Annotated in this window: 22 protein-coding genes; 10 read left to right on the forward strand and 12 right to left on the reverse strand. The window is 64.1% G+C overall.

Annotated elements, in window-relative coordinates:
• Window positions 1–42: 42 nt before the first annotated feature.
• Window positions 43–1,488 carry a glycosyltransferase gene (locus tag QY049_RS04010; RefSeq protein ID WP_301269001.1) on the reverse strand — a complete coding sequence of 482 codons (1,446 nt, stop codon included), beginning with the start codon at window positions 1,486–1,488 and terminating at the stop codon, window positions 43–45.
• 250 nt (window positions 1,489–1,738) lie between these two features.
• Entirely contained in the window at window positions 1,739–1,993 is a 255-nt protein-coding gene (locus QY049_RS04015) for a hypothetical protein (protein ID WP_194476032.1), read from the reverse strand.
• Window positions 1,994–2,122: 129 nt separating this feature from the next.
• Between QY049_RS04015 and QY049_RS04020 the strand changes: the two genes are divergently transcribed.
• From QY049_RS04020 to QY049_RS04040, 5 genes are all read left to right on the forward strand, one after another.
• Window positions 2,123–2,749 (forward strand): PilZ domain-containing protein, encoded by a 627-nt coding sequence (locus QY049_RS04020; protein ID WP_301269002.1) that lies wholly within the window; start codon window positions 2,123–2,125, stop codon window positions 2,747–2,749.
• 115 nt (window positions 2,750–2,864) lie between these two features.
• On the forward strand, window positions 2,865–3,107 hold the full coding sequence (locus QY049_RS04025; protein ID WP_194476034.1) for a hypothetical protein: 243 nt from the start codon (window positions 2,865–2,867) through the stop codon (window positions 3,105–3,107).
• A gap of 618 nt (window positions 3,108–3,725) precedes the next feature.
• Window positions 3,726–4,766 (forward strand): PrsW family glutamic-type intramembrane protease, encoded by a 1,041-nt coding sequence (locus QY049_RS04030; protein ID WP_301269003.1) that lies wholly within the window; start codon window positions 3,726–3,728, stop codon window positions 4,764–4,766.
• A 69-nt stretch (window positions 4,767–4,835) separates the two neighbouring features.
• Window positions 4,836–5,414 (forward strand): HdeD family acid-resistance protein, encoded by a 579-nt coding sequence (locus QY049_RS04035; protein WP_301269004.1) that lies wholly within the window; start codon window positions 4,836–4,838, stop codon window positions 5,412–5,414.
• A 234-nt stretch (window positions 5,415–5,648) separates the two neighbouring features.
• Window positions 5,649–6,734, forward strand: coding sequence for a 3-deoxy-7-phosphoheptulonate synthase (locus tag QY049_RS04040; protein ID WP_301269005.1), 1,086 nt, complete (start codon window positions 5,649–5,651; stop codon window positions 6,732–6,734).
• Window positions 6,735–6,788: 54 nt separating this feature from the next.
• Here the strand turns inward: QY049_RS04040 and QY049_RS04045 are convergent, their stop codons facing one another.
• Genes QY049_RS04045 through epmA form a run of 3 tightly spaced genes read right to left on the reverse strand, consistent with a single transcriptional unit; the run spans window position 6,789 to window position 9,224 of the window.
• The gene (locus QY049_RS04045; RefSeq protein WP_194476038.1) at window positions 6,789–7,040 is read right to left on the reverse strand and encodes a hypothetical protein; all 252 of its coding nucleotides are present in this window, start codon (window positions 7,038–7,040) and stop codon (window positions 6,789–6,791) included.
• A gap of 40 nt (window positions 7,041–7,080) precedes the next feature.
• A complete protein-coding gene (locus QY049_RS04050; protein WP_301269006.1) occupies window positions 7,081–8,175 on the reverse strand; it encodes a lysine-2,3-aminomutase-like protein in 1,095 nt (364 codons plus the stop codon).
• Window positions 8,172–9,224, reverse strand: a complete 1,053-nt coding sequence (gene epmA, locus QY049_RS04055) for an EF-P lysine aminoacylase EpmA (RefSeq protein WP_301269007.1) — start codon at window positions 9,222–9,224, stop codon at window positions 8,172–8,174. Before epmA ends, QY049_RS04050 begins: the two co-directional genes overlap by 4 nt.
• Before the next feature lie 162 nt (window positions 9,225–9,386).
• Here epmA and efp point away from each other — a divergent pair, with 162 nt between their 5' ends.
• Window positions 9,387–9,953 (forward strand): elongation factor P, encoded by a 567-nt coding sequence (gene efp, locus QY049_RS04060; protein WP_194476041.1) that lies wholly within the window; start codon window positions 9,387–9,389, stop codon window positions 9,951–9,953.
• Window positions 9,954–9,971: 18 nt separating this feature from the next.
• Window positions 9,972–11,594, forward strand: coding sequence for a M23 family peptidase (locus QY049_RS04065; protein WP_301269008.1), 1,623 nt, complete (start codon window positions 9,972–9,974; stop codon window positions 11,592–11,594).
• A 74-nt stretch (window positions 11,595–11,668) separates the two neighbouring features.
• On the opposite strand, the gene QY049_RS04070 is transcribed toward QY049_RS04065, so the two are convergent.
• Both QY049_RS04070 and QY049_RS04075 read right to left on the reverse strand, forming a co-directional pair.
• Window positions 11,669–12,166, reverse strand: a complete 498-nt coding sequence (locus tag QY049_RS04070) for a cupin domain-containing protein (RefSeq protein WP_301269009.1) — start codon at window positions 12,164–12,166, stop codon at window positions 11,669–11,671.
• Window positions 12,167–12,182: 16 nt separating this feature from the next.
• Entirely contained in the window at window positions 12,183–12,665 is a 483-nt protein-coding gene (locus QY049_RS04075; RefSeq protein ID WP_301269010.1) for a carboxymuconolactone decarboxylase family protein, read from the reverse strand.
• Window positions 12,666–12,719: 54 nt separating this feature from the next.
• On the opposite strand from QY049_RS04075, the gene QY049_RS04080 reads away from it, so the two are divergent.
• Window positions 12,720–13,289 (forward strand): MarR family winged helix-turn-helix transcriptional regulator, encoded by a 570-nt coding sequence (locus QY049_RS04080; RefSeq protein WP_301269259.1) that lies wholly within the window; start codon window positions 12,720–12,722, stop codon window positions 13,287–13,289.
• Window positions 13,290–13,306: 17 nt separating this feature from the next.
• Here the strand turns inward: QY049_RS04080 and QY049_RS04085 are convergent, their stop codons facing one another.
• Window positions 13,307–13,558, reverse strand: coding sequence for a hypothetical protein (locus QY049_RS04085; RefSeq protein WP_301269011.1), 252 nt, complete (start codon window positions 13,556–13,558; stop codon window positions 13,307–13,309).
• A 57-nt stretch (window positions 13,559–13,615) separates the two neighbouring features.
• Window positions 13,616–13,870 carry a hypothetical protein gene (locus QY049_RS04090; RefSeq protein ID WP_194482743.1) on the reverse strand — a complete coding sequence of 85 codons (255 nt, stop codon included), beginning with the start codon at window positions 13,868–13,870 and terminating at the stop codon, window positions 13,616–13,618.
• A 133-nt stretch (window positions 13,871–14,003) separates the two neighbouring features.
• On the opposite strand from QY049_RS04090, the gene QY049_RS04095 reads away from it, so the two are divergent.
• Window positions 14,004–15,236 carry a lytic murein transglycosylase gene (locus tag QY049_RS04095; RefSeq protein WP_301269012.1) on the forward strand — a complete coding sequence of 411 codons (1,233 nt, stop codon included), beginning with the start codon at window positions 14,004–14,006 and terminating at the stop codon, window positions 15,234–15,236.
• A gap of 6 nt (window positions 15,237–15,242) precedes the next feature.
• On the opposite strand, the gene QY049_RS04100 is transcribed toward QY049_RS04095, so the two are convergent.
• The 3 genes from QY049_RS04100 to recJ form a co-directional block, all read right to left on the reverse strand.
• Entirely contained in the window at window positions 15,243–16,034 is a 792-nt protein-coding gene (locus QY049_RS04100; RefSeq protein WP_258761726.1) for an aldolase, read from the reverse strand.
• Between the two features lie 96 nt (window positions 16,035–16,130).
• Window positions 16,131–16,940 (reverse strand): SDR family NAD(P)-dependent oxidoreductase, encoded by an 810-nt coding sequence (locus QY049_RS04105; protein WP_301269013.1) that lies wholly within the window; start codon window positions 16,938–16,940, stop codon window positions 16,131–16,133.
• 34 nt (window positions 16,941–16,974) lie between these two features.
• Entirely contained in the window at window positions 16,975–18,816 is a 1,842-nt protein-coding gene (recJ, locus tag QY049_RS04110) for a single-stranded-DNA-specific exonuclease RecJ (protein ID WP_301269014.1), read from the reverse strand.
• A gap of 277 nt (window positions 18,817–19,093) precedes the next feature.
• Here recJ and QY049_RS04115 point away from each other — a divergent pair, with 277 nt between their 5' ends.
• Entirely contained in the window at window positions 19,094–20,170 is a 1,077-nt protein-coding gene (locus QY049_RS04115) for a methyl-accepting chemotaxis protein (protein ID WP_301269015.1), read from the forward strand.
• The last annotated feature ends 74 nt before the right edge of the window (window positions 20,171–20,244 follow it).

The following is a 20,244-nucleotide window of genomic DNA, read 5'->3' on the forward strand; positions in this document are numbered from 1 at the left end:
AATCGCCAGACATCATCGTCGTCGAACCGCGGCTTCCACGGGCTAAATCGCCTTGATCTTAAGGAAGGCGAACGCCACCATCTTCAGCAGCATCCAGCCATGGCGAAACCTCGAGATCTGGGTCTCGCCATAAGTGCGCGCGGCGTAGCGGATCGGAAGATCCACGGATTTCAGATTAAGTTTCGATGCGCCGAAGATCAGGTCGAAATCGCCGAATGGATCGAAATCACCGAAATAGGCCTTGCCGGCCTTCAGGCGCAGATAGTCGCTGCGGCGCAGGACTTTGGTGCCGCACAGCGTATCCGTATAGCGCTGGTTGAGCAGCCAGGAGAACAGATAGGAAAAGATCTTGTTGGCAATCAAGTTGAGGAAACGCATGGCGCCGTCGTCCATGGGATAGACCAGACGCGATCCATTGACGAACTCGCCCTTGCCCGACAGCAGTGCTTCGGAAAATTTCGGAAGCTGCTCCGGCGGCATGGTCAGGTCGGCGTCGAGAATGATCAGCACGTCACCGCGCGCCGCATCGAAGGCGGTGAAGACGGCGTCGGCCTTGCCCTTGCCGGGCTGGCGCATCACCTTGATGTCCTTGGATGGATACGCCTGCTTGACCCGCTCCATCTCCTCGAAGGTGCCGTCCTGGCTGTGGCCTTCGATGAAGATGATCTCGATGTCGCTGCAAAAATCGGGAATGCGCTGGACCGCGGGCTCGATATTGCCGCGCTCGTTGCGCGCCGGCACGACGACGGTGGCGGATGCGAATTCTTCCCTCGCTTTGCGGCTCGAGCGTGCCACCAGATAGTGGCGGAGCGCCAGCTGGCGTATCCCCGGCAGCACGCTGACGAAACGATTGAGAAAACGCCCAAGCCCTAACATTCGCACCGGCGAGAGCACGCGTTGCTCCGACTTCACCGGGTCGAAATCCGCAAGCCTGGCAAGGCCGCGCAAGTCCGACGGCGACAGCACGTTCTGCTCCGGCTGCGGCATCCTCAGGCCGACGAACTCGGCGAATTTCAGCACGGGGTACCAGAGATGCGAGAAGTAACCGATCACCAGCCGCGTATCCCGCGTGCAAAACGGATGCAGCAGGGCGATGAACTTCTGGCAATCCTCGAGCGAACCGATCGTATCGAGGACGAGGATGAAGTCGAACGGACCTTGCAGCCCATCGAGCGTCGCGGGGTCTTCGGCATCACCCTCGACGAAAGTGAGATCGGGGTGACGCTGCCGCGCGATCCCGATTTGCTTGTGACAGAAATCGACCCCGACGCCATATGATGGCGCGAGGCTCGCGAGTGTATCGCCAACGCCGCAGCCGATGTCGAGGACGCGACTTCCGGGCGGAATTAGAAACCGGAGATAGCGTTCATCCTCGTCGTGAAAGAAGCTGTTCTTTTCACGCCAAGCCAGACGATCCGTGGCGATCCGGTCGGCATGATCGAGAATACCTGCTTTCCGCGGCGACAGGCAGCCGGACATCACTGTCATGTCCATTGCGAGACACAGGCCCGGTTGGGCCTGCTCGAATTGAAACGAACTGTAAAACCGGACGCGGCTGCGCAAGACGCAGCCTTGAAAATAGCCATCAAAATGGTCCCCCAGACCTCTCGTTACACAAGCGCAACTGGGGGGCGAGATCAACAGGAAGATTGTCGAGGACGCATCCGGCGAAATCAGTTCATGTTCCTGACAAGCGGCGAGCGCATCGAGGAAGCGCGCTCGCAATTGTGCAAGTTCACTAATTCGCTAATCGCCGGCGCGTCAGGACTGCATCGACTACCGGCAGACGCCGCGGCGCGAGCGGCATCACTATCGGCGCGAGGCGATCATCACCCTGCTCGGCAACTGGACTCTCGATGAGATCCGCCAGGTCGACGGCATCATCGACAAATGCCGGAACGGCTGAAGCGGCGACAGCGTTGACCTGCTGCCGCAGATGCCATGACGTGGTTGTGAACGTGCCCACGCGACAACCGGGACGTTTTGCCGCCATCCTCGGCACATCTTCGCCCAGCCCGTTTACCGGAAATTTACCCCTGCTCGCGAGCGACGGTATCATTTGCTTAGAAATTGATCGCTACCGTGGAATTACGGAAACAATCAGAAACACCATTTGGCACCCATGTCCGTCGCAGAGTTCCTCAGGCAGCGAGCAGTGGAAGTGAGCGTGAGCGGCAGCTATTCGCTGCATCGCTGGTACGATTGTGAGGGCAAGCTGCGCAACTTCGCCTGCCGCACCAAACGCGTCTCTCCCTTCCGCATGATCGTCGACGTGCCTGTCGTCGGCAAGATCGGCGAGCGCGTGACCTCCTACTTCCAGGACTTCGGCGAATTCCAATGCACGATCAGCGCGACGCTGAAGTCGGGCTTTCTGATGGAGCTCGACATGACGCGGGCACGTCGCGCCTGGATGTCGGAAAAGTTGACCTGGCTCGAAAAGAAGCAGAAGGACGACAGCATCGAGGAACTGCGACGCGACGCGCGCTTCGTTCCCCAGGCCTCACACACTGTTCTGGCGCTCGCTGACGGCAGCACTCACCCCTGCTTCATCATCGACGTCTCCACCGCCGGCGTTGCGATCTCCTGCGAATACGACCCGCCAGTCGGAACCCCGCTTGCCGTCGGCGCCTGCGTCGGGCGCGTCATCCGCAAGTTCGACAATGGCTTCGCCGTCAAGTTCGCCGAGAGGAAGCAGCGGGACGATCTCGTGCGCCTCCTCGTGCGCCAACCCTTGTTGCAGTCCGCCTGAACCCGGCCGGTCAATCCGTTTCGCTGCCCTATCGCGGCCCCATTGCGGGATCAGCTTTGGAGCGTCTGAGCCTCGTGCCCGGACGTCATTTGCGGACTTGCGATCGGGGGACCGGATGGCAGTCAACAAAATCACCTGGGACAGGGTGGGCCGGGTCACCGAGCCCGGGCGCTACATGTACACGTTCGGCTGGCTCACCATCACGGCCGGCGACCTCGATATCTGGAAGCAATATCCGCAGGCCGCATTCACGCTGCTGACGCAGCACTCCGAGCCAGACGAGACCATCGGCGAAGAATTTCACCTTGGCGCCTTCGACATTGCACCCGAAGCACCGCCGCCCTTCACCACACATTGAGGACCGAAAGCACGGTCCTTGAGCGACCGCGGGAGCCAGCGATTCGAATTGGAGCAGGTGGCGCTTCGCCTGAGACGCCCTGCGTGGCCCGGAAGCCTTTTTGGGGAACGCATGGCACGCGGGTTGCTTATTCAACGGCATGACCCAGATCCCATCCACCGACCAGGCCTTCCTGTTGTTGCTCATCGTCTTCTGCCTTGGCACGTGTCTCATACGCGCCCTTTGGGAGTTGGAGCAGGTGCGAGCCCGCCGGATTGCGTCGCGCCCCCGTGGACGCCCGACGAAACGTGATTAGGCAATCCGGCTGATGGGTGAGGTCCGAACGAGGCTCATTCCGCCTCTGGACTCGCCGCCTTCGCGCGTGCATCGTGAATCGAAGAAACCTGCATATTGCCTTGATCTGACTTATCAATCGCAATCCGGTAACGCGCCAGCCGCCGTTGCCGTCGATGACGAGGCCGTCCTGTCATGCAATTGATTGCGCTCGCATTCTACGCCTTGCAGCCCCGATGAACGCCAGCTGTCGCGCTTGTTAAGCGACGGGACAGGGAGCACATGACAGATGGTCGCATCGGCAGACGTAGATAAGCGGACCAAGGGAACCTAGTTTCGGCGCCGATGTATCTGATTGAAGCGTTACCCACTGTCATCGGAACGGCCGCCATCGCCCCGGCGCTGCTGATGCTGTGGCTTGTCATTGCCGCCGAAGAACGACCTGGCCCCCCGGCCCAGGTTTGGACCGCCTTCCTGTTGGGGGCGGCCAGCATCTCGCTGCTGGGTCTCGCCCGGGCCCCCTTCGCCAAGATGGTTGCGGCGCCCGACAATCCCTGGACGGCGCTCGTCATGCATTCGGTGTTCGGCGTCGCCGTGCCCGAGGAGGCGGTGAAAGTTATCGCAATCGTGCTGGTGTCATCGACCAAGCGGCGGACCTTCTCAAACCCGATGGATACCGTGGTTTATGGCGCAGCCGTCGGCCTCGGCTTCGCGGCTTACGAAAACCTCGCTTATCTGGTTCAGCATGCCGAGATGTGGCGGTCGCTGGCAGCCCTGCGCAGCGTGCTCACCGTGCCGTTTCACGGCGCCCTCGGCATCATCGCGGGCGCCTATCTGACCATCGCGCGGGCCGGCACGGCGCTGGGCGCGAACCGCCATCACCGCGACTGGGCCCGCCTCTCCAGCCGCCTGCTGATCTTCGCCGGACCACTGGCGCTGCATACGGCCTTCGACCTTCCGCTCCTTACGCTCCAGCGTATGCCGGACCTCGATCCGACTTTGCGGATGTGGCTTGGCGGCGCGAGCCTGCTGGTCGGCTTCAGCTCGATCGCCTTTGCCATACGCCTGGTCCGCCGCGTCGCGCGCCATCATGCACCCCGAACCGACATCGCGCGGGAACGGCTCAGCCAGTTGCGGCGAATGTGGGCGCTGCTGCTCGCCGGCGGCGGCGTCGGCTTCCTCGGCCTCGCCTTCGTGCTCACCTCGATCCACCATTGGCTCATCAACCCCGAGCGCAATCTGACTCTGGCGTTGATCCCGATCGGCTTCGTCTCGATCCTGCTCGGCCTCGCGCTCCTGATCGTCACGACCGCGATCTACGTCCTCGGCCGCAACCGCATCCGCACCAGCGGCGAAGGTTTTTCGTCAGCGCACGGCGGCGGCTGACCTACGGGATGGCCAGCCTGGCGTGCGCATACTAGATTGTGGGCTCATCTTTCGATCTGGAGCTTGCCGATGACATCGCCTGAAGACTTTTCACGGCTGCAATCCGCGATGAGCCAGGCGGTGAAGGCACATTGGAAGGCCTTTCTGTTCGAAGGCATTTTGCTCGCCGTCCTCGGCATCGCGGCGCTGATCCTGCCGCCGCTCGCAAGCCTTGCCATCACGATCTTCCTCGGCTGGATGTTCCTGATCAGCGGCATCGGCGGATTGATCGCAACCTATTGGGCGCGCGCCACGCCTGGTTTCTGGTGGTCATTGATCTCGGCAGCCCTCGCCGTGTTCGCTGGCATGCTGCTACTGGCCCGTCCGATGCAGGCCGTGCTGACGCTGACCATCGTGCTCGGCGCCTATTTCCTCGCCGAAGGCGTCACCACCATCATGTACGCGCTGGAGCACCGCCGCGAGCTGAGCGGCCGCTGGTCGTGGCTCCTGATCTCGGGCCTCGTCGATATCGCGATTGCGTTCATGGTGATCACGGGACTGCCGAGCACGGCGGAATGGGCCATCGGCGTGCTCGTCGGCATCAACCTTTTGTTCGGCGGTGCCACCCTGATCGGCATGGCCCTGGCGGCACGCAAAAGCAACAGTTGAGGCGTCTCGCAGACCCGCGCGCCGATTGGGGGGTGACAAGGCGCCAATGGCGCGCTATATGGCCGTCCATGATCACCGTCGCCACCAGCTATTTTTGGTACTTTAGCTACGACAGCTTGCTGGCGGCAGGGGGATCGCGCTCAATCTAGAATATTGAAGCAAACGTCCGAACAGCCGCCAGACCTGGCGGCTTTTTTATTGGCCGGCAGGTTCTGAAACAAACAGGAGCCCGCCGTGCTGAGCACGACCGACGATCTTCGTATCCGCGAACTGAAAGAGCTGAGCACGCCCGAGGACGTGATGCGGGAGGTCCCGCGCACGCTCACGGCAACCCGTGTGGTGATGGCGGCGCGCAACGCCATCCACGCCATCCTAAACGGCCAGGACGACCGGCTTCTGGTCGTGGTCGGTCCGTGCTCGGTGCATGATCCCAAGGCCGCGATCGAGTATGCCGAACACCTCGCCAAGCTGCGCGAGGACCTCGCCGACCAGCTCGAGATCGTGATGCGGGTCTATTTCGAGAAGCCGCGCACCACGGTCGGCTGGAAAGGCCTGATCAACGATCCTGATCTCGACGGCAGTTTCGACATCAACAAGGGCCTGCGGCTTGCGCGCAACGTGCTCTCGGCGGTGAACAATCTCGGCCTGCCCGCCGGCACCGAATTTCTCGACATGACCACGCCGCAATACATCGCCGACCTCGTCTCCTGGGCTGCGATCGGCGCGCGCACCACTGAGAGCCAGATCCATCGCGAGCTGGCCTCGGGGCTCTCCTGCCCCGTCGGCTTCAAGAACGGCACGGACGGCAATGTGCGGATCGCAGCGGATGCCGTGAAGTCGGCCTCGCATCCGCATCACTTCATGGCGGTGACGAAGCTCGGCCGTTCGGCGATCGCCTCGACTGCGGGAAACGAAGACTGCCACATCATCTTGCGCGGCGGCAGCCAGCCGAACTTCGACTCGGCAAGCATCGCGGCGGCCTGCAACGATCTGGCGAAATCCGGCGTTGCACCGCTGGTGATGGTGGATGCGAGCCACGCCAATTCGAGCAAGAAGCCGGAGAACCAGCCGCTGGTGATGGCCGACATTGCCGGGCAGATCTCGGGCGGCGAGAACCGCATCATGGGTGTGATGATCGAGAGCAATCTCGTCGCCGGACGTCAGGACGTGGTGCCGGGCAAGCCGCTGACTTACGGCCAGAGCATCACCGACGGATGCATTGATTGGGCGACCACTGCCAAGGTGCTCGAGCAGCTCGCTGATGCGGTCGAGATCCGCCGCAACACCGCGCGCGCCGGACTGCACGAGCGTTCTGCGTAAGCAGGGCCCAAGGCGGGCGGGGCGATGGTGTTCGCGCCCTGCCCGTTGTTGTTATCAGCAGCCGCGGCAGATGCTCTTGATCTTCTTGTCGAGCAGAGCGTCTTCCTTGTTCACGGGATTGTTCGGATCGTTCAGGCTCTTCTCGCTCGGCACGTCGCCGGCGCGCGGCTGGCGGTGACCGACGGGCGCCTGCGGCAGCGTGCCTGACGTGGCGCCGCCCGACGTCGCGCCCTTGGTCCCGGTCTGCGCGACCGCCGCACCGCCAAGCAAGACCACGAGCGATGCTGCCACCATGAACTTCTTCATGTCCGATCCTCCGTTCCTCAAACCAGCCTTCTCTCACCGCTCAAGCTTCGGGCGGATAGAGATGAACGTCGCCGCAATAGTCCACGATACGATAGCGCGTTTCCGTCACCGCATCACCCGCGTTGGCTGCGGTATTTTGCGCCGCCAACACATAATTCGGCCCGACCGGCGACTTGCCGGCGCCGCCGGGGATATCGATCACGTATTCCGGCTGACACAGCCCTGACACCCGCCCTCGCAACTGCCGCATCAAGTCCTGCCCTTGCGCCAGCGTCGTGCGCAGATGCGCCGTCCCCGGCGCGAGATCGCCGTGATGAAGATAGTACGGCTTGATCCGGCACTCGACGAAGGCCCGCATCAAATCCGACAGGGCGACGACATTGTCATTGACCCCGCGCAAAAGCACCGACTGACTCACCATGGGAATGCCGGCGTCGACCAGCCGCGCGCAGGCGGCGCGGGCCATGTTTGTCAGCTCCCGCGCATGGTTTGCATGAAGTGCAACCCAGGTGGTGGCACCCTCGACTTTCAGCGCAGCGACCATCTCGTCAGTGATACGCGCGGGCTCGGCCACGGGCACGCGGGTGTGAAGACGGATGATCTTGACGTGATCGATCGCAGCAAGATCAGCCATGATCTCGCTCATCCGACGCGACGACAGCATCAAGGGATCGCCGCCGGTCAAGATCACCTCCCAGATCTCGCTATGGGCGCGGATGTAGTCGATCGCGGCGCGGTAGGCGCTGTCCGACAGTGCATTCTCCTTGCCGGGACCCACCATCTCGCGGCGGAAGCAGAAGCGACAATAGACCGCGCAGACGTGAACGAGCTTGAACAGGACACGATCGGGATAGCGGTGCACGATCCCGGGAACCGGCGAATGCGGATTGTCGCCGATCGGATCGGCGCTCTCGCCGGGCTGCATCTCCAGCTCCGCGGCGGACGGAACGAACTGCCGCGCGATGGGGTCGTCAGGATCCGAGGTGTCGATCAGTTCAACCAGCGCCGGCGTGATCGCGACGGCATAACGCGCCGCAACGCGTTCCAGCGCGGGCAGCGCCGTGGCCGGCGCCAGGTCCGCGGCCGCGAGATCGGCCGGCTCGCGCAATGTTCGCAAAAGACTGGTCTTCGTCATCTCTCATCCGCGGGCGGTGTCCACACCACCTGATCAATCCGTGTTGCACCGCTTGCCAGCATCACCAGCCGATCAAAGCCGAGCGCGACACCGCTCGCCTCCGGCATCGCGGCGACGGCGGCCAGAAAGTCCTCATCGAGCGGATAGGCCTCGCCGTAACGGCGCTGCTTCTCCGCCATGGACTCGGTGAAGCGCTTGCGCTGTTCCTCAGCGTCGGTGAGTTCGCCAAACCCGTTGGCGAGTTCGACCCCGCAAGCATAGACCTCGAACCGTTCCGCGACCCGTGGGTCGTCCGTTTTAACCCGCGCCAGCGCCGCCTCTGGAGATGGGTATTCGAACAGGATGGTCAAACGCCCCTGCCCCAGATGCGGCTCGACATGTTCGACCAGGACCTTGCTGAAGATGTCCGACCATGTGTCGTCCTCGGCCACCCGGACCTTGCCGGCTGCCGCCTCAGCGAGCCCGGCACGGTTACCCTCGTTGCCAGAGATTGTCGACAGCAGGTCGATCCCGGCGAACTGCTCGAAGGCTCCGGCGACCGTCAGAAGCTCCGGCTCGGCGAAGGGGTCGGCGGTCCGGCCCCGGAAGGCAAAGGTCCCGATTCCCGTCGCCTGTGCCGCGCTGGCGATGACGACCACCGTGTCGGCCATGATGGCGTCGTAGGGCGCGCCCGCCCGGTACCATTCCAGCATGGTGAATTCGGGCAGGTGCAGGTCGCCGCGTTCGCGGTCGCGGAACACCCGGGCGAACTCGAAAATCCGCTCCTCGCCGGCCGCCAGCAGCTTCTTGCAGGCGAATTCAGGCGAAGTCCGCATGTATCGGCTGGCCCGGCTGCCATCGGGCCGGACGATCTCGGTCCGGGGGGCGTGCAGATGGGTCTCATTGCCCGGGGAGACCTGGAGGATCGAGGTTTCGACCTCGACGAAGCCCTGCTCGGCGAAAAAGTCCCTGACAGCCCCGGTGATGGCCCCCCTGGCCTGGAGGAATGGCCGCCGGTCGAGATGCCGCGATGGGCTCCAGAACGGCGAAATCGGCTTGTCCCCAGCCATTAACCGACCGCCCTCTGAGCCAGCAAAGTGCTGGCATCCAACGGCAAAATCAGTATGTTGCGGCCCGAAAAGGGCGCCGAGGCCTGATTTGAGGCCCCAAGTCCCCCATCGATTTGACCACGTCCTGGCCGGTGCCGGGCCAAGCAAGCAGGAAATATAGCTTTGAGAGTCATCGCCAGTTCTATTCGCAAGGGCAACGTGATCGAGCAAGACGGCAAGCTCTATGTCGTCGTGAGCGCCGAGAACATCCATCCCGGCAAGGGCACGCCGGTCAGCCAGATCGAAATGCGCCGAATCTCGGACGGGGTAAAGATCTCCGAGCGCTACAAGACCACCGACCAGGTCGAAAAGGCCACGATCGAAGAGCGCAACTACACCTTCCTGTATGAAGATGGCGACGGCTTCCACTTCATGAACCCCGAGACCTATGACCAGGTCCAGGTCCCCAAGGACGTCGTCGGCGATGCCGCCGCCTATCTTCAGCCAGACATGACCGTCAAGCTGTCGACCCACGACGTCAACGTGGTCTCGCTCGCGCTGCCGCAGCGCGTGACGCTGGAAGTGGTCGAGACCGAGCCGGTGACCAAGGGCCAGACGGCTTCCTCGTCCTACAAGCCCGCAGTGCTGTCCAACGGCATCCGCACCACCGTGCCGCCGCACATTTCGGTCGGCACCCGTATCGTGGTGATGACTGAAGACGGGTCCTACTCCGAGCGCGCCAAGGACTAAGCGAGGGATCAGGGACAGGTGCCGCCGGGGGGCGAGACAGTGGTTGGGAAGAGTTTCCGCTTCGTCTCGCTGCTTCTGGCGTCGCTTTCGCTCCTCACCACCACGCCTCTCGCTGCGGATGAAATCCGCAGCCCGTCCCTCACGGCCCTGCGCGTCGATTGGCGCGCGGCGCTCGACCAGCTCCGCTCCGAGATCAACAGCCGCCCGCAGGTCGCGGGCGATTTCATCTTCGTGCCACGCCGTTCGGTGCCGCCGTTCGATCCTCGCGCGATGCCTGCGCTGGTACAGCTCAACGCCGTCTCCTCGCAGTTCTTCACCGGCATCGCCCGCAGCTCAGTTCCCGTGCTGCTGCCGTTCGACGCCGCGGCTTATCTCGAGGCGCAACGCAGCGGTGCACCGGCCACGCTCGCGCCATCGCGCTACCAGGCCGATTTCAATCCCGTCGACATGTTCGACGCTGGCCCCGCCGGCTACAGCGCGAGCTTTTCGCTCGAGCCCGGCGCCGGTGACGGCATGCCGACGCGCGTCTTTACGAAGCCCGTCGAGATTCAGATCACGGGATCGGCGCTCGTCTACGACATTGCCGATCCCTCGGGCGGCAAGGGCGAGCCGGTCAAGGCGCTTGCGGCCATCTACCCGGATCTGCGCAAGTTTATCCGCGAAGGCTACGTGCGTTACGCCTTCACGCGCTTCGGCGTCGCCTATGTGGTGTCGATCCAGTGCCTCGACAGCGTCGCAAAACCGCGGCGGCTCGCCTGCAAGGAGGCGTATCCCGTTGCCGAACGCTTCCTGAAGGCGCTGCGCGTCGCAGGCGGCCAGCGCCTGCGGCCGCTAATGGATATTGCATCCTACGTGACCGATCGCCCCGCGGCGCGTTCGGCAGATTTCAGCTACCGGCCGAGCGGCGACATCATCCCGAACACCGGCTATCGCAAACAGGGCGGCCATCCCGATGCGATGGCTTATGCACAGATCCGCTTTCCGCTCGAGAAGGCGCCGGCCTTCGTGCACTCGCAATCCTACGCGAAGCGCGACAAGGATGACGGCCCGACCGCCTATCCCTGGCGCGACAATTTCTGTGAGTCCCGCAGCTTCGAGGTCTGGCAGTGCGGCGGCGGCTACGGCCACCAGGGTGAGGATATCCGCGCTGCGGACTGTCCTTCGCCCGGCGATGCCCGAGAGCCCTGCGATCCCAAGCAGCGTGGTGTCGTTGCCGTGCGCGACGCAATTGTGATCCGGGCCGCCAAGGATCAGGCCGCGACGCTCGAGGTCAACAGCCGCACCGAGCACATCCGCTTTCGCTATATGCACATGAATCCGCAGGCGTTGAACGCCGACGGGATCCTCAACGGCCGCATCGTCACTGAGGGCGAGAAGATCGGCGTGATCTCGAACTACCTTGACCATCCCGCGGGTACGTCGATGCACCTGCATTTCGACGTCCAGGTGTTCACGCGCGACGGCTGGATCTGGGTCAGCCCTTACGCCACGCTGGTCTCGGCCTATGAGCGCCTGATCCGTGCTCGCGGGCACGAGATCGGCACGGAGATCGCAGGCACCCCGCAACCGGTCGCGCATGCGCTGCCCGAAGATGTGGTCAAGCCGGATCTGCGCGAGGGATCGAGCAGCGAAGAGAACTGAAGCGGCATTGCTCAAAGCTGACCCGCTCGCGTATCCCGGATGAGCGAAGCGACATTCGGGATACGATTGGCCAGTCACTCCAGATAGGTCGTGAGCTGCGCGCCCTCATCAGCCACGAACACGGCGATCAATTCGGCCGGCTCGGTGGTGCTGGCATTGGCCGAGACCAGATGCGTGGCGCCCGGTGGCTCGAAGAAGGACTGACCGACACCGAACGTCTCGACCGGACCACCGGCGAGCTGGGAGCGGATCTCGCCCTTGGTGATGTAAGCGGTCACCGAGCCGGCATGCCGATGCGGCCGCGAAAACCCGCCCGGGCCATAAAACACGCGCACGATGGTGACGCGCTTTCCCGGAACGTTGGGCAAAGCGTAGGAACCGATCGGCTCGACCTTGTCGAGCGGCGAACTCTCCGCGGCCGTGGCGCAGAGTGGAGCGAGTGCGCCCGATACGGTGTCCATAGTGACCGGCAGCACCTTGCCGATCGCAAACGCGCAAGCCAGCCCGCCGATGACGGCGAGCGCCATCGAACGCGATTGACGTGAAGCAGGCGCCAAACCCATGGCGATCATGGCCTTCCCCTTGTTGCTATCGAGATGCCGCCGCATTCGCCGTCACCTGGCGCTTCGGCGGCGTCCAGCGAAAGGCGGCCCCAAAACGGTTCCAGACGTTGATCGAGGCGATCGCCGACGTCAGGTACATCAGCTCGGTCTCGGAGAATTCGCGCTGCACCTCGGCATAAACCTCCTCGCCAAAACCATCGGGCAGCAGGGTCAATGCCTCGGCCCAAGCCAGCGCCGCACGCTCGCGCGATGAGAAGATCGGCGCCTCTCGCCAGACTGCAACCAAATGCAGCTTGTCGGCGGGCACACCGAGCCGCTCCGAGAGAAGCACATGATGCTGAACGCAGAAGGCGCAAGCGTTGATCTGCGAGGCACGCAGCTTGACCAGCTCGAGCAGCTGCTTGTCGAGCCCGGCCTTGGCCGCGACCTGTCCGAGCGCCAGTACCAGATCATACGCATCGGGCGCGATCCGCTTGAAATCCTCGTATTCGCTGCGGGGGTGTGACATTGCCGTTCACCTCGTGCTATTGTAAGGCCACTTACATCTTATAAGAGTCCTTATATTATGCGCAAGCCGACCGGCATCACGAAATCGAAACCGGAGCAGAGGGCGTTCAGGGGGGAGGTTGCGACACGTGTACCCGCCCCCGGCGAAGGCAAGCGCGGCGAGAAAGGCTATCTCGGCTATCTCCTGCGCCAAGCCCACGCCGCCGTCCGGCTGAAGATGGAACGCACGCTCGCCGATCTCGGCGTGACCTCGCCGCAATTCGCCGTGCTGACCATGCTGAACGCCTATCCGGGATTGTCAGGTGCCGACGTCGCCCGCCTCACCTTCCTGACGCCGCAGACCGTCGGCGTGATCATCCGCAACCTCGATCGCGACGGCGCGATCGTGATGACGCCGCATCCCGTTCACGGCCGCATCCAGCAATGGACGCTGACGCCGCGCGGATCGACACTGCTGAAAGCTTGCAGGGAACGCGTGATCGACCTGGAGACGCGTCTGGTAACAAGGCTCGACGGCAAGGCCGAAGCTACTGTCCGGCGCTGGCTTGCCGGCATCGCAACGGATCTGCAGGACGGGGGCCTAGTCGCCTCCTCCATCGCCACCGTCAGAGAGCCCTCAAGTTGAGATTCTTGTTGGCTGCCCTATCCGCCCTTCAACGCCTTTTCAACTTCACCGTCCGGCCAAGTCTCGCCGGCCGCGATGACACGGACGCGGCTGCGGTCCGTGCCATTGACCAGCACATGCGAACTCATCCGGTCGCCGCTCGGCTCCAGATGCAAATCCGTTTCAGGTTTCCAGCTCAGCGTCGATGCGAGATCGCCGGGGAAAATCCGCCAGCACGATCCGTCGTCGAGTTCGACGACATGGCTTTCCGCATGCGCGCGTATCTTCATTCTACCCCGAAATCTTGCTGAAGACGGGCCCCGGCGATCAGCCGGGGCCCTGCTCCGTCAATCGTTGTCGTGATGAATCACGGTCTTGCTGCGGTTGCCGAATCCATCTTCCTTCTTGATGACCGTTGTCCGGTCGGCGGGCGCACGCTCCTTGATGACCGTGGTCCGATCGCGATCGCGGTCACGATACTCATGGGACTCGCCGACAGTCACGCCGGCGCCGACCGGACCGACGTGAACACCGACCTCATCCGCGAAAGCGGGGGCCGCAATAGCAGTGACCATGGCAGCCGCAAGCAGATATTTCTTCATATTGTCCTCCTCGATGTTGTGCGGAGAGAATGCGGACATGCGACACTTTGTTCCGGATGGAACGTAGGACTGGAGAGTCGCTCATATTCCAGGAACCGCCCCACATGTGCAGGATTCCGGCTACAATGCCGCGATGAAACAAGCTGATTCCTCGGCCAATCGCGTCACCCGCCGCGCCCTGCTTCGATCCACGGTTGGCGCAAGCGCGCTGTTTGCGGCCCCGACGTTCGCCCTCGCATCGCCTCCCGGCTTCGATGAATGGCGCGAAGGCTTTCGTGCGCGCGCAATGGCCAAGGGCATTTCGGCTGCGACCTGGCAACGCGCGATGGCGCGGGTCGAGCCCGACATGAGCGTATTCAAGCAAATGCGCAACCAGCCCGAATTCCATGAACAGCTCTGGCAATACGTCAACCGCCGCGTTTCCGACTGGCGCATCATCAACGGCAAGATCGCGCTGAAGAACAACCAAGCGCTGTTTGCGCGTATCGAGCGCGATTTCGGTGTCGAGCGCGGCACGCTGCTGGCGCTGTGGGGCGTGGAATCCGCCTACGGCGATCCCCTGGTGCAGCAGAATCACATGACGCCGGTGTTCCCGTCGCTCGCCGCGCTCGCTTGGAACGAACCGCGACGCAAGGCCTATTGGGAGGCCGAACTGCTCAATGCGCTACGCATCGTCGACAAGGGCTGGAGCACGCCCGAGGAGATGCGCGGCTCATGGGCCGGTGCGATGGGGAATTCGCAATGGATGCCGGAGGTGTGGCTCAATGTCGGCATCGACTACGACGGCGACGGCAAGGTCTCGCCGTTCGGCAAGCCCGACGACGCGCTGGGGTCGACGGCAAAATATCTCGTCAATCGCGGCAAATGGCGCCGTGGCGAGCACTGGGGCTACGAGGTGCGCTCTCCCAGTGAAATGAGCGGCAGCCGGACCTATGCGGCCTGGCAGGCAGCTGGCATCACCCGCGCCGACGGCCAGCCGTTCCCGCAGCCCAACGCATCTGCGCGGATGTGGACGCCGGTCGCGGGCGGGCCGACCTTCCTGCTGGGACCGAATTTCTATTCGGTGAAGAGCTACAATCCCTCCATGAACTACGCGCTCGCGATCTGCCATCTCGGCGATCGCTGCCTTGGCGCTCCGCCCTTCATCCAGCCCTTCCCCGGCTCCGAGCGCATCCTGACACTCGCCGAAGTGCAGGAAATGCAGACGCGGCTGACCAAGGCCGGCTTTGATACCGGCGGCACTGATGGCCGCGTCGGCAACGACACGATGAAGGCGATCAAGGATTTTCAGCAGCGCGCCGGGATCGCGCCCGCCGATGGATATGGCGGGCTGAAGGTGCTGGCGAAGCTACGGCAGGGATCTTAAGCAGCCTCAGTGCCGGTACTGCGGCTCCTCCGCATCGAGTTGCCGTCGGATCGCGGCGAGATGCAGCCGTGCGGATTCGGAATCGCCCTCGCGCATCTGCTTGTAGGTCGCGGCCGCGATCGCTGGATCGACCGGCAGAACTTTTCGTCCCGTCGACATCGCCAGCACCTGCACTTCGGCTGCGCGCTCGAGATAGTAGAGATCGTCCCAGGCTTCCGCGATCGTCGGCGCCAGCACCATGACGCCATGATGCTTCATGAAGACGATGTCGGCATCGCCGACGGCCGACGCGATGCGTGCGCCTTCGCTGGTGTCGAGCGCCAGGCCGTTGTAGTTGCGATCCACTGCCGTGCGACCGTAGAATTTCAGCGCGGTCTGCCCGGCCCAGATCAAGGGATCGCCCTCGGTCATCGACAGTGCCGTCGCATAGGGCATGTGGGTGTGGAAGGCGACCTTGGCGCGCGGCAGGCGCTTGTGCATTTCGGCATGGATATAAAACGCGGTCGCTTCGGGCTCGCCCTCGCCGTCGAGCACATGGCCGTGGAAGTCGCAGATCAGCAGCTTTGATGCCGTCAACTCGCGGAAGGCATAGCCGTAGGGGTTGACCAGGAAGAGATCGTCATGGCCAGGCACGACAGCCGAGAAATGGTTGCAGATGCCTTCCTCAAAGCCGTTGCGCGCAGCCATGCGGAAACAAGCGGCGAGATCTTCGCGTGCGGTGCGGATCGCGTCGGTCGCGAGGTCCGGCCGGTTGGAGCGGACGGGCGCAGGTGAGGAGGCGTGAAGGCTGTGCGCCATGGCGAAGGAGACCTCTTTCGGGCAGGAGACGGCAGCGTTCTACAGGGCCGATGCCCGCGCGTCAGCCCCAGTGGCCGCCACCCTGCCCTGCGCGTCTCACGCCCGCCGCGGCACGCCGCCGGCATTCATGCCGCCGTCGATGACGAGCTCGCTGCCGGTGACGTAGCGCGAGGCGTCCGAAGCCAGATACAGCACGCCGGAGGCGATCTCCGCGGCCTGGCCGGCGCGGCCAAGCGGGGTCGCGACCCTGGCGCGCTCCTCCGGATCAATCGGCGCGTTCTGGCCTGCACCGGTCGCGCCCGTCGGGATCTTGCCCCAGATCGGCGTGTCGATGATCCCCGGATGCACCGAATTGACGCGAATACCGTCGCTGGCGGCAGCACACTCCATCGCGATCGATTTGGCGAACAACCGCACACCACCTTTGGTCAGCGAATAGGCCGAGAGACCCGGCGCGCCGCGCAAGCCCGCGAGCGAGGACATCATCACGATCGAGCCGCCGCCGGTCTTGCGCATCAAGGGCAGGCAATGCTTGACCGAGAGGAACACGCCATCGAGGTTGATGGCGTTCTGCTTGCGCCAGTCAGAGAGCGTCATGTCGGTGATCGAGGGCACGGCAATGCCGATGCCGGCATTGGACACCATGATATCGAGCCGGCCGTAACGTTTCCCGATCTCGGCGACAATCTCGATCCAGCGCTCCTCGCTGGTGACGTCCTGCTCCAGGAATATCGCCTTGCCGCCGGCCTTTGCCACCCGCTTGGCGAGTTCGGGCCCGCGCAATTCGTCGATGTCCGTGATGACGACAGTCGCGCCTTCGCGCGCAAACAACTCGACGATGGCCTCACCGATGCCGGAGGCACCGCCCGTCACCAGCGCGACCTTGCCTTCAACCTGCCCCGCCATGTTCACTCCCTTTCTTTTTGTTTGTTTCGTTCCGTCATCTAATCACGGATGGCCCCTGGTCCGGTAGTGCGACGTCGATGACGCGAAACTGCACGCGCTCGGCACCCTGATAGCGGTCGACCGACAGGGAGCCTGCGACGTGCAGCTGCTGGCCGCGATTGGCCACAAGTGCGTTGCCGAGCTTCTGGCCGACCGAGCGAAACGCGATGCCGTTGACGATGGCGCCGTCGCCCGACTTGAAGCGAAGACGCAGATGCGCCTGCCCGACTTCGTCGGCAAAGACGAGCTGATGCGCCGGCAGCGCCAGCACCGGCTCCGGATTGCCGCTGCCGAAGGGCCCGGCGCGATTTAGCGTGGTTGCAAGCTCCGTCGTCACCGCGCGCGCCGAGACCGCCCCGTCGATGTAGAGCTCGTTGACGTGGCGCGCTTCGGCGACGGCCTGCGCCAGCGCGTTCTCGAGATAGGCGCGGAATTCAGCGAGCTTCTCTTTCCGCAACGTGACGCCCGCGGCCATTGCGTGGCCACCGCCCTTGAGCAGAATGCCGTCGGCAACCGCCTGCCGGACCACCTTGCCGAGATCGACGCCGGCGATCGAGCGGCCCGAGCCGGTGCCGATGCCGCCGGGCTCCAGCGCGATGGCAAAAGCGGGCCGCGAGAACTTCTCCTTCAGCCGTGAGGCAACGAGACCGACCACGCCGGGATGCCAGCCTTCGGACGCCGTGACGATGACGCCGAGCTTGTCTTCCAGCCCGATCGACGCCAGCGCTTCCGCCTCAGCCTGCGCTTCGGCGGCCTGCTCGATGACGCGGCGCTCGCTGTTGAGGCGGTCGAGCTCGGCGGCGATCCGCGCCGCCTCGACGCTGTCGCCTTCGAGCAGAAGCCGCACGCCGAGATCGGCGCGGCCGATGCGGCCGCCGGCATTGACGCGCGGGCCCAGCATGAAGCCGAGATGCCAGGCCTCCGGCGGGCCATTGAGCCGCGCCACGTCCATCAGCGCGGTGTGGCCGACATGGTCGCGCCGCCGCATCGCGATCAGCCCCTTGGCGACGAAGGCGCGATTGAGACCGATCAACGGGGCGACGTCGGCGACGGTCCCGAGCGCGACATGATGCAGCATGCCGAGCAGATCGGGCTCGGGCATCTCCGCGGTCCAGAAGCCGCGCTGGCGCAGTTCTCTGTTGACCGCGACAAGCGTGACCAGCACGAGGCCGACGGCGGCGAGATGGCCAAGGCCCGAGAGATCGTCGAGCCGGTTCGGATTGACCAGTGCGTCCACCTCCGGCAACTCGGTGCCGGCCTGGTGGTGATCGATCACGACGACGGACATGCCGAGGCGCTTGGCCTCGGCCAGCGGCTCGATACTGGTGGTGCCGCAATCGACCGTGACGAGCAGCGTCGCGCCCTTTGCCGCCAGCCCGCGCACAGCTTCGACGTTCGGGCCATAGCCCTCAAAGATGCGGTCGGGAATGTGGATCAGCGGATCGAGGCCGCAATGGCGCAGATGCCAGGCGAGCAGCGCCGCCGAGGTCGCCCCGTCGACGTCGTAGTCGCCGAAGATCGCGACGGTCTCGCTGCTGGCGGCGGCGTCCGCAATGCGCTTTGCGGCGGCCTCCATCTCCGTCACCGTGAACGGATCGGGCATCAGCTTGCGGATGGTCGGATCGAGGAAGTCGGGCACGGCGTCGATCTCGACCCCGCGGCCAGCCAGCACCCGCGCCAGCAGTTCCGGCAGTTGGTGACGCTGCACGATGGCGAGCGCCGTCGCGGCACCGCGCGCATCCAGCCGGCTGCGCCAGAGCTTGTCGGTGAGCGAGCGCGCCACGCCCAGGAAGGCCTGGGGCATTTCGACGGGCAAGGCGGTGGCGGGCGGCGTCATGATTCGAGGGTTCGAGTGGACCGGCACAAGCAGCGGCGCAACCAGCCGCCTTCGATTGCGGGATTCACCGGGAATCCCTGGCCATTTGCAATGTCAGCGGCCCAGAAAACGGTGGATTGCTGAAATGCCGAGCGGGTTGACTACCATTTGAGCAGCGGCGCGGACAGCAAATTAAGCGAGCGTTAGCTGGAATCTTCGAAAACGAGTCTTATTCGATCTGTAAGTCGTTGTTCCGGGTTCATTGCAGATCAGACCTCATTGCCAAGGGAAGCCCCCGATGTCTGCTGCGCTGGGTCTGAAAACCAAGCCTGTCACCACCGAACCCGCCGACGACGATTCCGACATCTCCGCGCTGATCAACCGCCTGACCGCGGAGGTCAACCAGATCGCGGTCGACAAGACCAAGTCGATACAGCAGATCACCAACCAGATGAAGATGCTGGCGCTGAACGCGCTGATCGAGAGCTCGCGCGCCGGCGCACAAGGCGCGGGCTTCGCCGTGGTGGCGCAGGAGGTGCGCGGCGTCGGCCAGCAGGTCGAGACCATCGCTCGCGAACTCGAAACGCAGCTGACCAAGCGTACCGGCGACCTCGTCGCCTCGATCGAGCGCATGAGCCAGCGCTCGCGCGGCGAGCGCATGATGGACCTGTCGCTCAACGCCGTCGAGCTGATCGACCGCAACCTCTATGAGCGCACCTGCGACGTCCGCTGGTGGGCGACCGACTCCGCCGTAGTCGATTGCGCGGCCTCGCCGGCTCAGGCGGCCGTCACCTATGCCTCGCAGCGGCTCGGCGTCATCCTCGGCGCCTACACCGTCTATCTCGACCTCTGGCTCTGCGACCTCGACGGCAACGTCATTGCCAACGGCCGCGCGGATCGTTTTCGCGTGGTCGGCCAGAACGTCGCCCACACCAGATGGTTTCGCGAAGCGAAGACACTGCGCTCGGGCGACGACTACGTCGCCGGCGACATCGAGAACCAGCCGCTGCTCGGCAACGCCCAGGTCGCGACCTACTGCGCCAGCGTCCGCGCCGGCGGCCAGGCCAACGGGGCGCCGGTCGGCGTGCTCGCCATCCATTTCGACTGGGAGCCGCAGGCGCGCGCGATCGTGCAAGGCGTGCGCGTCGGCGACAACGACAAGGCCCGCGTGCTGCTGGTCGACTCGCATTTCCGCGTCATCGCCGCCTCCGACGGCCAGGGCATCCTGAGCGAGCGCATCTCGCTCTCGCTGGACGGTCAACGCTCCGGCTTCTACCACGACCGCTCCGGCACGATGGTCGCGTTCCACGCGACACCCGGCTACGAGACCTATCGCGGGCTCGGCTGGTACGGCGTGATCGTCTGCTCCCCGTAGGGCTCGATGCCATCCGCGAAAACAACCCCATGCACAGTAGCGGAAGGATTGTTTTCACGAGAGATTTTTCGTTT

This window comes from Bradyrhizobium sp. WYCCWR 13022 (genome assembly GCF_030435535.1).
Taxonomy (GTDB): Bacteria; Pseudomonadota; Alphaproteobacteria; order Rhizobiales; family Xanthobacteraceae; genus Bradyrhizobium.